This is a genomic window from Pseudomonas baetica (assembly GCF_002813455.1).
GTDB classification, from domain to species: Bacteria; Pseudomonadota; Gammaproteobacteria; order Pseudomonadales; family Pseudomonadaceae; genus Aquipseudomonas; species Aquipseudomonas baetica.
Genome location: NZ_PHHE01000001.1, coordinates 5,575,446 through 5,590,399 on the forward strand (window position 1 = coordinate 5,575,446; position 14,954 = coordinate 5,590,399).

The window sequence follows — 14,954 nt, forward strand, 5'->3', positions numbered from 1 at the left end:
GTTGAAACCTGATGCTGCGTTCCCGATTTTCATCAGGAGCCTGCATGCTGCGAATCGACGCCAAAGTCGGAGGCAAGCTACTGCCTGCGAGATTTCATCCGATAACGTTTGACTGCGTTGGCCACCGTGAAGAGTGCAATAAGCACGGTTTTGTGCACGGGACCAATTCCATTGAGATGCTTGATTCCGGAGGTCCATTGAACTCGACGGATGTAGTCCATCACCTGTCGACGCGAAGTGCTACTGAATGGGGAAAGAAAGATCGTTGATAGTGCCGGAGCCTGATTCTTCTGGAAGATATCACCGAAGCCAAAAACGTCGTGTTGAGGTGTATGGATGAAGATCTTTGCCAAGTCAGCATCCGGATTGACACTGAGTTTTTTCCAGACATGCACAGCCGACGCACGCAGTTCTGCGGAGCCCACCACGTAACGCTCCAGGTAGGGTCCCCATATTTGGGCAGCCAGTGCGACGCCCTCTTGGAAGTGAACCGAAAATTCACTGTGGGAACTGTTTTCCTCAGCTGAGACGTTGCGATACGCAGTAACCTTGCCTTGCGACCTTACGTACTTCTCGGTGCTGCCCATGTTTGATGTGCACAGCATTTCAAGTACAGCAAACGCTTCAAACAGCTTGCCTGTATCAGCATCAGCCAGCTCATCAGCACCGTAGGCACGCTTTGAAACATTCGACGCTTGGGGATTTAGCATCTTTCGCAGACCGAGATACATTCCGTGAAAGTGTGTCGCGGGCTTTATCCGCGCAAGATTGTCCTGGATTGTCCCGCGCCAGCCAATATCAACCAGGCCGACTTTGTCGTTCTGGGAAATACCTTTTTCTGTAAGGTATTCGTTCAATAGCTCACGTTGTTCCAGTGTCTTTTTGTTTACGGCAGCCGTGAATTCCGGCGCCCGGATCAGCTTGCTTAATAACTCGTTTTCATCAGGGCGCTCAATAACGTCCGAGGCCTCTAGCCCAACCTCAGATAAAAGGTCAGCAAAGTCCGCGTGTTCCAGACCCAGCGTGGAAAACAACCCGGAAACCTTTTGCGAGCGGTTCAGGCGCCAAATACGATTGAACTCGTCATTCGAGACTTCTTCCATTGAAGCGACGAACGTAGAAAGTCGACTGACCTCAAGCTCCGCATATGCTGGCAATTGATGCCCAAAAAGCGTCTGATCTGGAAAGACAATTTCGTATATACGGCGAAAAAATTCGCCTTCTCGGGTAAGAAAAAAGACTCGATCCAGACGCTCAGCGACCGCCTGCTCGGCAATCCACAAGACAAAGCCCAAGAACAGTGGAGCGGCCTCTGCTCCGAAACGAAACGCTGCCGCTTCGGTCTTTTGCCGCGCGGGTATTGACGACTCCACTGCTTGGATACTGAGCTGTCGAAGATGCTGGAACAGCGCCTCACGCGAAGCAAACAGGCTCTCTCGCTCTTCCCTGGCCGCGTGAGATTTATCCGGCACGAATGAAATGCCGGTAACGCCCAGCTGCGCCGGGGACTCTACATCCGACCAAGGATGATCGCCTACATGCACATGTTCGTGAGGAGTGATCCCATAGACCTCGTGCACATGCTTGAACAGCGTTCCTGAACGCTTATTCAAGCCCACGTCACACGAACTCAAGCCATCCTCAAAGAGATGACTGAGCCCCTTCTGCTCGAGCAAGTGTTTGAGCATGTCAGAGGTCATGTAGAAATCAGAGAGGAATATCGTTCTTTCGGCAGAGTGCTGCTTGAGAAATTCTTCGATATCCGGATCCTGGAAAGTACGGCGCACTTCTACTGAAAGCTCATAGTCGGCAAAGCGCTGGGGCAGACTCTCATCGAAGGGAGAGAGCAGAATTGTCTCCAGCCATTCCTTGAATACGTGAACGATTTCGTACTCTTCGTCCTTGTTTGCTTCTCGAGCTGTCCGCGCAAGACGGGCTTCTGTATCCACCCGTGCCTTATAGATATCCCAGTAGCCCGTGTACAGCGGTTTGAAGTGACCAAACAGCTCGAAAAATACATGAGCAGCAGTCGCCAGCTTGATGCATTCAGGGTGGCAATCTCTTCTAAGCAAGGTGTCCCAGACATCAACCGTCTTGATTTTGTAGATCATCGTACTTCTCGCCCACCAAAAATCACTTCACCCACTGCTTCCAGCTGTTTGATCCGAAGCTTGAGCCATGCGGGGAGTTTGGCGGCAAGTCCACTGAGTTTATGACGGCGAACGACCCAGCGATTTGAATTGAGACGCTGCTTTTCCTGAACGGAGTACTCGTTGAACGCTTTTACAGTCAGCTCTGTAAAAACAGATTTTTCCATGAGCGGACCTTCCAAACTCTTCTCTACCCATTCGCAGAAAAGAGCCGAAGATTCATGCCAGGAAGGCCAAATGTCGGCCGTCTGGCGCGCCCCTTCCTGAAGCCGAGAAAGCTCCGCACGGTCGCATATGAGTTTTTTTAGGGCTTTGACGACGCCGTCAGTGTCGCCAGTGGAGACAACGACCGCATTTTTTCCATTAACGATATATTCGTCATGTCCGGAAACATCAAAAACTACAGCGGTGCCGCCACAGTGAAACAGCTCAAGCGGCGGACCAAACATTCCTTCAACCGTACTGAGCTTGATCAAAATATCGCAAGAGCGATAAATTTCGGCAGTCTTGACCATGGGCACCCGGGAAAACACCCGCGAGACCCCGGGAAGCCACTTGATGGGGGAGCCCGTCAGTACCCAGATGTCTTTCGCACCGGCCTCTCTGGCTAATCGAACACCCAAGGCCGTATTTTTGAATGAGACACCAAAATGTCCCTCTACCAGAATTCTGGGTTGCGCATCAGTAGGGCGAGGAGCGCTTGCGACACCCTTTTGTGAGTACACATCCTTGCGAACACCGTTGCGTACCAGAGTGGTATCCCGATTGAAATCGTCTTTCAGGTAATGCTGGATCCACGTAGCTTCAGTCACGTATTCGATTGGGAAGTGGTAGGTAGCGTCAACCAAAGCACGCAATGGCCCTTCCGATTCAGGATAAAACCTGGACTCGATCGACTGTACGAAATACGCATACCTTCTGGCGTCGAAATTGCCAAGTTCAAAAGCAGTTTTCCACCATGTGGCGATAACCAGGTCGAAAGACTCTTGCTTGGCTTCTTCTATGGGCAGGCAACGGAGCTTCGGCGCTTCGTCGTGCCAGGAAAGCGTCGCCGCCGAAAAAGGTTCCTGAACCGCCAGCGTTACGTCATATCCATGATTACGCAGGTAGCTGGCATGTTGAATGATGACGTATGTGCCACCGCTAATAGCCATCGAGCCTACGAGAAAACAAATTCTTCTATCGTTCAATTTATGATTACTTCTGAAAATAGCGGATTAATCCATATAAGTTGGCTATTGGGCGGCCAACCCGCTCATCGAGCTTCTTCCATGGCCAGAACCCAAGCAATCCTCGTCCGTTGCGCCTCAGGACGGTGAGCATGAACTTCAACCTATCAGAAAAGCTCGGGACCTTGTGCGCACCGGTAAAGAAAGAGCGCTCAAACACACCGTAGTTTTCAACATGAAATACTGAAGAAAACCAGTCGATCTCGGACTGTGAAGGTTGGAAAACCAAGCGCGCGTGTCTGCGAGCGATTTGCTCAAGACGTAGCGACTGCGTACCGGCTTGCAGTGTCATGGCTTCCAGCAACTGGTTGTAACGAGCGAAGATATGACGCTGAACAGGAAACACCAGAGCCTCCAGCATCTCTTGCTCATGGAACGTGTCATGGACGGCACTAGCCCTACCATTAGTGTCTATTTGGTAGCTGGCCGCTGAACCATGATCTGCTGCCAAAAGAATTTCGAACAGGGCGCGATTTTCATTAAAGACATGAAACCGCGATGTACGGCCTGCAATGGACGAAAATAGAAGGCCGTGCTTGGCGTTCGCAGAACCTGCCGCCCCTGGTGCAATAAGCCCGATGTAGTATCCCGTAACTGATTTGACTGGCGATGCCGCTCCCTTGCACAACAGTGCGTAAAGGTTGTCCTGAATCGTGCCCTTCCAGCCGACATCCACGACCACAAGGTTTTCGGGAGCATCACCTTCCGAGAGGGTCGAAAGATACTGCCCAAATGCCTTTCGACGACTCAGCCGTTGCTCGTCATATACCGCAATGAATCGCGGCAACGCCTTAAGTCGGGAGAAGAGGTCGCTTTCGGGAAAGTCCTCCTGTCTTTGATTCGACTGTTCAGTCGTCAGGCCCAGCAAGGTCGACAGCTCTGTACAGAACTCATCCAGCCCAAGGCTCGAGAGAAACTCCAGCAGCGACATTCGCCGATATTGCCTGAAAAGCGTTTCGAACCGCTCTTCGCTCAACGCATTCAGAGAAGGCAGCAGCGTTGATCTGCGAGAAACCTCCAGATAACGGCTCTGAATCGGGACACCCACGCGAACGCAGTAGCAGTCGAACATTTGCTTGAGCGGTTGTCCCTCTCTGGAGAGAAAGAATACCTGCTTGACGCCGTTCTCGATGAGTTTGCGATGCAGTTCGCTCACCCAATACAGGAGCGTGTCTGCCATTTCTCCGAAAAGTTCGAACGAATCAGATTTTCCTTCAAAGCTAGCTCCTCTGATGTCACTCGTCGCCGATGGAGGTTTTTTCACTGCATATATTCCGTGTAGTGGGATCGATGTCGATTAGCGTTTTGAGGGGTGTGATAGCGGGTAAGGCAGGTTCATCCGGTAGACTGCGGTACTGGAATGACTGCGCCAACCTACGCTCAAACCGTTTTGCATGCCGCAGGCTGATCCGAGCCTGCGGCATCCCCGCTTTCAAGTACGGCTGTCGATCTCTGTAAGGCTTTCAAAGTACTGACCAAACTTCGCAGCCTTTATAGACCAGTCCCACTCTTTGATTCTTTCAATGTTTTCTGTTGAAAGCCGAGTCAGCAACGCAGGCTCTTCGACGAGCTTGCGGATACTGTCCTTGAGCGCTTCAACCGTTCTCTCAGGCAAGATAAAGGCTTTCTGCAACTCACCGAAAGCCTGCGGCACGATGCCGACATCAGTACTGATAACCGGTACCCCGCAGGCCATCGATTCCAGAACCGGGTTAGGCGTACCTTCTATCTTCGACGTACATACATAGACGTCGATCTTTGAGTAGTAGTTAGGCATCTGGTCATGGGGAATGAATTGATCCTGTCGGTCAGCGAACAGGCTTTTTACAGCAAAACCTTCTTGTTGAAGTTGCTCAATTGCTGGCTTGAGGATCGAATTCACGCCTTTGAAGTCTTCGAGCTCTGCCGCCCACTTACTGTTTCCAACCCAGCCAATGACGAGCTCACGCTGACCGACTTCTCGAAGGCGTTCAATATTCATGGGCATGAATTTTGTCAGGTCGACACCATCCTCGATTACTCGGGTGGGTTCGGGATAGCCGCTTACTTCGGAATAAATGCTGTTTAACTTTTCAGAGCCTACGGTGTAGCCTGCGACTATCTCGGTAAAAAGATGGGCGCGGCCACTGAGTTCGTCTTCTTCCAGAAGCAGGTGGTCGTAAACACTTGTGCTGAGCTTTTTAGTGGCAATAAAGCGCTCATGGAACAGCTCATATGGCATGCCAAGGCTTTCAACATAACTTCTGTAATACGGCGTGCCAATGAGTGTTAAATGTTCTCTCCAGAAGAAGTGCACGATGTCACAGTCTTCGGTCATCATGAATATTTTGTCGATGTTATCGATGATATCCATCGGTATCACAACGAAATCAAACTGCTCACTCAAATAGCGTTCCAGTTGCCGGGCGATATTTCCAAACGCCCAGTTATCCGTATCGATGATCAGTGCGATTTTCGTCTTTTCATGCTCTGCCGATACCACCTTTACGGGAGCGGAAATGTGATCGGCTTCATTGTTGAGCCCCAGTTCATCGTGCCGTGACTGGACCCAGTGGTCTACCGCATCACCCCAGATCTTGAAACCGTGTTTTGCCTCAAGATGCATCGCAGACTTGTGAAGAACACCGCGAGAAAAACGTTCTTTTTCATAGTTGCGATCAGCGTCTGAATCAGGCATCGGGTGGTCATGCACCAAAGCGCATACCGATGCGCAACCGACTTTGTAGCCCTGCTGGAACAGGCGTACCGAAAAATCGATATCCTCGAAGCCAACAAACATATCCTCGTCATAACTACCGACACGAGCGAACGTGTCCTTGTTAACGACGCAAGCACCACCAAACAGGAAAGTCCCGAGGAACGGCTGACTGAAAACGTCCTGTATTTTTGTCTGCAGGGATGCGCTTCCTGCACCGATATGAAGTTCGCCCTCCTCATAGGACACATAAACGTGACCGCCCCTGGCGAAGATTGTTTGACCATCTGGGTCCAGCAAGGGAAGGCTCATGAAATGACAGCCAAGAACTGCTAGATCATTCTGAATCTGCTTTAGCGGATTCATCGTGAAGTAGATATCGTTGTCCAGACACATCAGCCATTCCGTCGTGACGTGTGGAATGGTTCTATTACGGCCGCCTGAAACACCGAAATTTTGCCCAAGCTCAACAATACGGGTGCGGAAAGATAGCGTTTTGCACGCCTCGCGCATCCGCTCGATTTCTTCTGCCGAAGAGCCGTTATCGATGATCAGCACTTCACCGGCGAAATGCGGCAAGAACTCTTCAATGGACTTGAGCAGCTTGATCGATAGCGACGAGCGGTTCATCGAAAGGAAAGAGATCGTTAGGTTCTCGCCACTACTGCCGATGTTCGGCCCCGTCTCCCGCCAGGCATCAGACGCCAGAAGCGCGTGCGCATTGTCATAAACGTAGAGCCCGCGCGAAAGCCCCGGGATGATATCCAGCCCTAGAACTTTCATTAGTTAGGGTTCCCGCGAACAATTCTGAAGGCCTTTTTTATCAGCGATCGAGCATGGCGAGGAACCAGTCCACCCAAACGGAGATAACGGTCATAACCGACTCGCATTTGATCACGTTCTGCGGTCACTCTTGCCACTTCGGCCTGAAGCGCAAGCTGAGTGGAATTGAACACATGCAATCTTTCTTTTACCAGTTCGTTTTCCGCCAGCGTTGCCTGATAGTTAAGACGTGTTTTTCTCAAGTCCGCCTTAAGCGTATCAGCTTCCATTTGAAGGGCTGTCAAACCCTGATGGAGAGTGTCCACCTTCAATCGTTCGTCCACAAGCAATGTGCCATCCATTGCATGAACCATGCGCGCATACGCGTCCATACTAATCGGGAAAATAGCAGCACCATTAGTGATTTCAGGTGCATTCCAGATGCCGAAATAATAGCTGCAGTTCTCAGTATTAAATTCCGGTTTTTCACCACCATTTACAAGGTATGCACCTTGGACTGAGTTGTATTTCATCCAGCTATCAGGGACAGTTTCATAGTCTCGCTCGATATCTAGCGACGTTGAGCCGAATCCAAAGACCGCGGTGCCTATGCTCCAGTTAACGTTGTCTCCCAGTACGCTGCTGGCGAGATGTTGAAACTCTTCGAATCGGTATTTGCGCAAGTGGTACGGGTTGCGCTGATGTTCTTCCGGGAAATACCAATAGTCATTTGGGCAACTAATGATAATGATCGCGTCTTTCTTTGCGACGCGTTTCAGTGATTGTAAATAGGCTGCCGGATCTTCAATGTGCTCAATTGTTTCACACGAAACGATTACGTCAAAATATTCGGGCGGAAACTTGTCTTCGATGGTTGTCGCGTCAGCCGCAGTAAACTCGATCCCAGTACCACCAAACGAACGAGTAGCGCGATTCACTGCATCGACGAACACATCTACGCCGACGACTTCTTCGGCTCCAGCCTGCTTTAAGAGGTAACTGCCATAACCCTCGCCACAGGCGATATCCAGGACTCGCTTGTTTTTAACAAAGGGCGTGGCAACCGAGTATCTTGCGAAATGGATTGACGCTTCTATGTTCGCTCTCTCTGGAGCAGAGTTGATATCTAACCGTTCCATTTGTGGCCTATTCAAATACTGTTGAGATCGTTTGGTTGAAAATTCCACTGCCGCGGAAGGCTCAGCATGCCAACCGCCTTGAAGTTATCTTCAACACGGAATGAACACGCATTTTTTGCTTCTGCGTAAGTAATGAATCCAACATTGTCGTTAATCGCTACCCGCCACTTGTACTGACCGCTCAGCAGAGGCAGATCTGCAAAGTCAATCGATACAGTTCCTGCGCTCGAGGAGCGGTAGGCCGGGATTTTGTCCATCAGTGTGGTAGCACCACAGAGATACAGTTCATCATGTCTGTAGAGATTGAAGACGAAACTGATCTCTTCCGGCGGTGTGTCAACCAGTGCGACGAAATCGAAACACACACTTACAGATTGCCCGGTTGTCACGGTTTCCAGTGCCGTGCCCTCAGTATCTGTCAGGCGTACATCCGTAATTTTAAACAGCTGATCCGCAGATTCGTTATCACTTGGAGTCGCTTTAAGGGCGACACTTTTTTGTTTGTCGGCATCTGAGTCGCAGGTTTGGTGACTTTCATCGATGGCCGCTGCTGCGAGTGTGGCTGCAAATGCTGCAGTGGTACTTTGAGCAACCTGAGCCTCCATTTCGATCATGTATTGATCAATGACTCTAGGTGCAGGCCCGAACATGACTTGTCGGCCTTCTTTCAGGTACAGCGCTCGTTCACACACCGATTTAACTTGATACTGGTCGTGGGATACAAAAAGGATAGTACAACCCCGATCACGTATTTCGTAAAATTTCGACAGGCAACGTCGCTGGAATGCCGCATCACCGACTGCAAGAATTTCATCGACGATCAATATTTCGGGTTCAACGTGAACAGATACCGAGAATGCAAGCCTGGCAAACATACCGCTCGAGTAGTGTTTTACAGGGCTGTCGATAAACTGCCCGATGTCAGCAAAGCCGGCAATTTTATCAAATCGATTATCAATTTCTTCTTTTGATAATCCAAGAATCGACGCGCTCAGATAAACGTTTTCACGCCCTGTAAACTCCGGGTTGAAACCAGAGCCGAGTTCAAGCAAAGCTGACAAACGACCTTGCCGCTCTACGTGACCGTGCGAAGGAGTAAGCGTCCCGCAGATGATCTGCAACAGTGTGGATTTCCCAGAGCCGTTGCGCCCCACAATACCGACGGTTTCCCCTTTCTTGACATCAAAGTTGATATCCCGCAGCGCCCAGAACTCATCGCTGGGATTGGTAGCGCCTTTCCAGAGTATTTGCTTCAGTCGGTCTTGTGGTTTTTCATAAAGATGATAAATCTTTGATACGCCCGCAACCGAAATTGCCAAGTCATTAGAGGACATCAGCAAACCCCTTTCTTGTCTTCTGGAACCAGATATAGCCTAGCCATGCAATGCTGACTGCGCAGAGTGTGTAAACCGCCAAGCCCTGAAAGTTTGGGAGTCTCCCCCATATCATCACTTCCCGTGCTTGCTCAATAATGAAGGTGAGCGGGTTGATCATCAACCATGGACGTACGGCCTCAGGCAATGATGTGGCAGGGTAGAAAACTGGGGAAAGAAACATGAGCACGGTAGTGAAAAGACCAATGGTTTGAGCCACGTCGCGTAAATACACGCCCAGTGAAGCGAGAAACCAGGCCGCCCCTAGCGAGAGTATGATGAGTGGCAATATTACCAATGGTATAAATACAGCGGTCCATTGAATAAAACCGTTGAAAATCAAGAAGGCGATCAGTAGAACAGCAAGACTTACTGTCGCATGGAAAAGTGCCACGCCAATACTGATAGCCGGAAGTATTTCAATAGGGAATACAACTTTTTTGACGTAATTAGCATTGTCCAGGATCAGTCTTGGAGATCGATTCAAGATTTCTGAAAATAAACCGTGAACGATCATGCCTACGAATAATATAACGGCGAAATCAGTCTTGCTATCAGTCCCGCCCGTGCCCCAGCGCGATTTGAACACCACTGCGAAAAAGAAGGTGTATACCAACAACATCAGTACCGGGTTAAAAAAAGACCATGCCAAACCCAGCATCGACCCTCGATACCGTCCGATTACCTCTCTCTTTGTCATTTGCAGAATGAGTCGACGATTGCGCCACAAACACGAAATCAAGGTGACCGGAGAAACTGAATGCTTGCTATGTGGGTTGACCGGTGTTGCCTTTTGCATCGATACACTCACTTTTTGAATCCTTTGGGGGGTTGCTCTGCCTGCGTCAATAATCTGCGTGCATAGTTTCAGTGCAGAGTTCAGCACACCAATCTGATTGTTTGCTTGCAAATGCCAGGTCGACATCGCGAGCCACCTTGCATCCCAGCGCGGCTTAGTATAAGCGAATCACAGAGCCAATTTTTTTTTCAAGGATTGGTCGCCGACAGGGCATGACGCTTTGCTGCGGAAAATGTTGTAGGTCTCCATAAGCACTCGCTGAGGAACTGGGTCCCCCTGTTTTACGCAACAAGCGCTAAAATCTCGCGATTGAAGGGGCGTGGGTAGCAAATGATTTGAGTGGATCCACCAGAAAGCTCTTGCCAGTGTCGGTGCAGAGAGTGATTGGCGCCTTGGATAGGGTTTGCTTTCTCTGAAAAGATACTGCCGGAGGCTGCATTCGCCCCTTGGAGGCGACAGAATCCAAACGTATGGACGCAAGTGTAACACCCTCGAATTAAGTCGTATAACCCCTAAATTATTCGTAACCGTCCATGATCCGCCACATTCAAACCGAGGCCTGATCTTCGATGCGGGCACCCGATTTTCTGTAGGGAAGCAGCGCCTCGCCACGCGGCCTGGGCCACAGTGAAACGGTTTGTTTCTACCTCAAGCCAGTCGGCCTCCGAAAATCCGTCGACGGTCTCGTCGCCCTGGCTGAGCTGGAAACTTGAAGCAGCCGTGTTCAACCTGGCATTTGTCGTTTTTTCAATAGCCCTCGCACTGAGCGTAAGGTCGCTGATCTCGAAGAGCAGAATACGCTGTTACGTCAGCACTTGTTCGGCTGTAGATGGGGGGCGCCGCTGAATTGGTAACACCCCAAATGGCGCTCTTTAGCGAGGTCGAAGCATCGCTGATACCTGTTGCTGAACAGGCCGATGAGGAGGTCGTCACGTCGGCTGGGCACGGCAAGCGCAGGCCGTTTCGGTAGGCGTGCTGTTTATCAAGGCCATCCGCGAATGCCCCGAGCGTGAGCTGATCTGCTATTGCGGGTGTCGCAAACATGTTGTCGGCGAAGCTCCTCATATAGACGTGCAAGTGGTTTTGTGATCCTCTGCCTGAGCCAGCTTGGCGAAGGATTAATTTTGCTAGCGGCCTTAGTTGTTGAGTGTCCCGCAGGCATGCATACGTATGGTGTGCGATCATTGATCTTTGGACAGTCTCTATCGTCAGTTTTAAGGTGATGAGGGGAGGTGTTTATGTACAATGACGTATCAGAACCAGTGATAAGGGACAGGCTTGGCAGGTCAAATACTTATGGACAAATTTAGAGTTTTTTTACTGGGTCTGCCTCGTAGGCAAAAAAGATTGTTACAGGTGGCCACTGATACGGTGCTGGTTTGGTTTGCGCTATGGCTTGCCTTCATCGTTCGTCTGGGCATCGACGACATGTACAATCCCCTAAAGGTCCATTTCTGGCTCTTCGTGTGCGCGCCAGTGGTGGCCGTCCCTCTCTTTGTCCGCTTCGGTATGTACCGAGCGGTTATGCGTTACTTTGGTAATGACGCGTTGATTGCAATCATCAAGGCCGTCAGCCTCTCATCACTGCTCCTCGCGGTCGTTGTCTATTGGTACAGCAATCACGAAGCCGTGGTGCCACGTTCCATTATTTTCAACTACTGGTGGTTGAGCCTCGTCATAATTGGCGGGCTGCGTCTTTGTATGCGCCAATATTTTATGGGTGACTGGTTCACCGCCGCCCAGCATGTCCCGTTCACCAATCGTGACAATGGGCTGACCAAGGTGGCCATCTATGGAGCCGGTGTTGCGGGCAATCAACTTGTTGCTGCTCTGCGTATGGGCCGGGTTATGCGGCCTGTCGCTTTCATTGACGATGATACAAGCATTATGGATCGTTCGATTGCTGGCTTACAGGTTTACAAGCCCAAGCATATTCAGCAAATGATTGATGTGACGGGGGCGGAGGAGATTCTTCTAGCCCTGCCGTCTTCTACTCGAGCGCGACGTCGGGAGATTCTCGATCTTCTGGAAGGCTTTCCGCTTCACGTTCGCAGTGTGCCGAATTTTACCGATCTGGCGAGTGGCCGGGTGACGGTCGATGACATCCAGGAGGTTGATATCGCCGATTTACTGGGGCGCGATTCTATTCCGGCGCAACCCGATCTGCTGGCGCGCTGTATCAAGGGTAAGACGGTGATGGTTACAGGAGCCGGTGGGTCGATTGGTTCGGAGTTGTGCCGGCAGATTTTTTCCATTGGTCCGACCACGCTTTTGTTGTTCGAGCACAGTGAGTTCAATCTTTACAGTATCTTGTTCGAGCTTGAGCAGCGTATTGCCCGTGAATCACTGTCTGTCCGGTTATTGCCTATCTTGGGTTCCATTCGTAATCCCAATAAGCTCTTTGATGTAATGAAGACTTGGAATGTGGACACGGTCTATCACGCAGCAGCGTACAAACACGTTCCCATGGTTGAACACAATATCGCCGAAGGCGTGCTGAATAATGTTATTGGGACCCTCAATACCGCTCAGGCTGCATTGCAGGCAAGTGTTGCGAACTTTGTACTGATTTCCACAGACAAGGCGGTGCGCCCCACCAATGTAATGGGTAGCACCAAGCGGCTGGCCGAATTGATCCTTCAGGCTCTGAGTCGGGAGATTGCGCCGGTATTTTTCGGCGATAAGGCTAACGTATCGCGGGTAAATAAAACCCGATTCACTATGGTCCGGTTTGGCAATGTGCTGGGTTCTTCCGGCTCAGTGATTCCTCTGTTCCATAAGCAGATCAAATCGGGTGGGCCGTTGACGGTCACCCATCCGAAAATCACCCGTTATTTCATGACCATCCCCGAGGCGGCGCAACTGGTAATTCAGGCAGGATCGATGGGGCAGGGCGGTGACGTGTTTGTGCTCGATATGGGCGAGCCGGTTAAGATTGTCGAGCTGGCGGAGAAGATGATTCACCTTTCGGGTTTAAGCGTTCGCTCTGAAAAAAATCTTCACGGTGATATCTCAATCGAATTCACCGGCCTGCGCCCAGGCGAAAAGCTTTACGAAGAGTTGCTTATTGGTGACAACGTGGCAGCAACCCCGCATCCAATGATCATGAGTGCCAATGAAGATCATCTGCCTTGGGAGGTACTCAAGGCTAGGCTGACTGAGCTGCTTGCTGCCGTTGAGCTGGATGACTATTCCCGGGTTCGTCAATTGCTGCGCGAGACAGTCAGTGGCTACACACCAGATGGCGATATCGTCGACTGGATTTACCAGCAGCGTCGCCTCGAACCCTGACCCCAAATATACGGCGTACCTTGAGGGCGGCGGGCTTTTTACGTCGATGGATGGGTTGCTAAAGCTCAAGGGGGGGGCGCGACAAAGTTGAGGTCGGTCAAGTAACTAAAGTTGTTATTTGAACTCAGTGAGCGCGGATCTTATGGGCGCCCTGCAACAGTCATGATTAAAGAAAATACCCAGTATCGAATTATGTAGGGTATTTTCGTCATTGTCTGAGTGCAAGGCGACTCTATTCAACCAAATCACTCTTTTTTATATCTTCCACTTCTGAATATCAGCTTATTTGCATGCGCGATGCAGGGTGTCCCCGCTCCTTATCGTCACCGTGCAAATATGAAGAGGTGGAGCCGTTGCCTTGAAAAGCATCAGAAGCTAAGTTTTTACGTGATCTGGTGTCAGTATTCTTTAAGAATTCAACTAGTCTCTGTGCCCAATAGTCGGGCTAATCCAACCTTCATCGGTGTCTGCTCGGGGAGCTGAAATCTTTCAAGTAGTCGTTGGTTATTTGCCCGCGAGTGGCGAATATCTCCGGAGCGCGCTGAACCATAGCTCACTGGTGGCAGTTCTCCGACTACTTCGGCCAATGTTTCCAGCATCTGATTGAGTGTGGTGGCTTGATTCATTCCGACGTTGATTGCGCCCACTTCGACCTGCGGCGCTTCGATGGCTTGCACCAACACCTTTACTAAATCTTCCACATAAACAAAGTCTCGGGTTTGTTCGCCGTCGCCGAAGACTGTAATGGGTAGACCTTTATGTGCCCGCTCGCTGAAAATACTAATCACCCCCGAGTACGGTGACGAAGGGTCTTGGCGTGGGCCAAAGATATTGAAAAAACGGAACACCACCGGCTCAAGAGCATGCTGGCGTCGGTAGAAGTCGAAGTAATACTCGCTCGCCAGTTTGTCCGAGGCATAGGGTGTTAACGGCGCCTTAGGTGTCTCCTCGTCGATAGCCTGTCCTTCTCCATTGTTGCCGTAAACCGCTGCACTGGAGGCAAATACCACGCGTTTGACTTCCGCTTGGCGCATAGCTTCGCAGACGTTCAAGCTACCTATGAAGTTACTCTGGTGGGTGCGTACAGGATCGTCTACTGAGGCTTGGACCGAAGCCACTGCCGCTAAGTGCACAACTGCCCGACAACCGATCATGACCCGAGCAACCAGAGCGGCATTGGCTACATCGCCCTCGACAAATTCGACGTATGGGTTTTCTTGCGGCAGGTTGCTGCGTTTTCCGGTGGACAAGTCATCGAGAATTCGCACTGCGTAGCCTTTGGCGAGCAAAGCATCGGTCAGATGGGAGCCAATAAAACCGGCGCCGCCGGTGATTAAAATAGGGGCGTTAGCCATGATGGTAAACCTATTGAATGATGTCGGGGGTGTTGTGCTGTGAACACAATTTGTGCCCTGAAATACGCAGTTTTTGCGAGCGGAGCCAGATGCAGTGGATCTTGGATGGTGTAAGTCTGTACGGTTTCCTGATGCTCGGCGAGAGTAAGTGTCCCATAACG

Annotated in this window: 9 protein-coding genes; 1 reads left to right on the top strand and 8 read right to left on the bottom strand. The window is 50.6% G+C overall.

Going from position 1 to position 14,954, the window contains the following annotated elements:
• Positions 1 to 77: 77 nt before the first annotated feature.
• The 7 genes from ATI02_RS25800 to ATI02_RS25830 all read right to left on the bottom strand — a co-directional run bounded on the left by ATI02_RS25800 (position 78) and on the right by ATI02_RS25830 (position 10,147).
• Positions 78 to 2,111, bottom strand: coding sequence for an HAD family hydrolase (locus ATI02_RS25800; RefSeq protein WP_100847742.1), 2,034 nt, complete (start codon positions 2,109 to 2,111; stop codon positions 78 to 80).
• Positions 2,108 to 3,304 (bottom strand): glycosyltransferase, encoded by a 1,197-nt coding sequence (locus ATI02_RS25805; protein ID WP_100847743.1) that lies wholly within the window; start codon positions 3,302 to 3,304, stop codon positions 2,108 to 2,110. Before ATI02_RS25805 ends, ATI02_RS25800 begins: the two co-directional genes overlap by 4 nt.
• Positions 3,305 to 3,347: 43 nt before the next feature.
• Positions 3,348 to 4,643 carry a hypothetical protein gene (locus ATI02_RS25810; RefSeq protein WP_238156296.1) on the bottom strand — a complete coding sequence of 432 codons (1,296 nt, stop codon included), beginning with the start codon at positions 4,641 to 4,643 and terminating at the stop codon, positions 3,348 to 3,350.
• 168 nt (positions 4,644 to 4,811) lie between these two features.
• Entirely contained in the window at positions 4,812 to 6,857 is a 2,046-nt protein-coding gene (locus ATI02_RS25815) for a glycosyltransferase (RefSeq protein WP_100847744.1), read from the bottom strand.
• On the bottom strand, positions 6,857 to 7,975 hold the full coding sequence (locus ATI02_RS25820; protein ID WP_100847745.1) for a class I SAM-dependent methyltransferase: 1,119 nt from the start codon (positions 7,973 to 7,975) through the stop codon (positions 6,857 to 6,859). Before ATI02_RS25820 ends, ATI02_RS25815 begins: the two co-directional genes overlap by 1 nt.
• A gap of 11 nt (positions 7,976 to 7,986) precedes the next feature.
• Entirely contained in the window at positions 7,987 to 9,309 is a 1,323-nt protein-coding gene (locus tag ATI02_RS25825) for an ABC transporter ATP-binding protein (RefSeq protein ID WP_100847746.1), read from the bottom strand.
• Complete coding sequence (locus ATI02_RS25830; protein WP_100848501.1) at positions 9,299 to 10,147, bottom strand: ABC transporter permease; 849 nt, start codon at positions 10,145 to 10,147, stop codon at positions 9,299 to 9,301. Before ATI02_RS25830 ends, ATI02_RS25825 begins: the two co-directional genes overlap by 11 nt.
• A 1,296-nt stretch (positions 10,148 to 11,443) precedes the next feature.
• Between ATI02_RS25830 and ATI02_RS25835 the strand changes: the two genes are divergently transcribed.
• Positions 11,444 to 13,438: a polysaccharide biosynthesis protein gene (locus tag ATI02_RS25835; RefSeq protein ID WP_100847747.1), complete on the top strand. Its 1,995-nt coding sequence runs from the start codon at positions 11,444 to 11,446 to the stop codon at positions 13,436 to 13,438.
• A gap of 416 nt (positions 13,439 to 13,854) precedes the next feature.
• Here ATI02_RS25835 and ATI02_RS25840 read toward each other — a convergent pair whose 3' ends face one another.
• Positions 13,855 to 14,793: a UDP-N-acetylglucosamine epimerase PgnE gene (locus ATI02_RS25840; protein WP_100847748.1), complete on the bottom strand. Its 939-nt coding sequence runs from the start codon at positions 14,791 to 14,793 to the stop codon at positions 13,855 to 13,857.
• Positions 14,794 to 14,954: the final 161 nt, after the last annotated feature.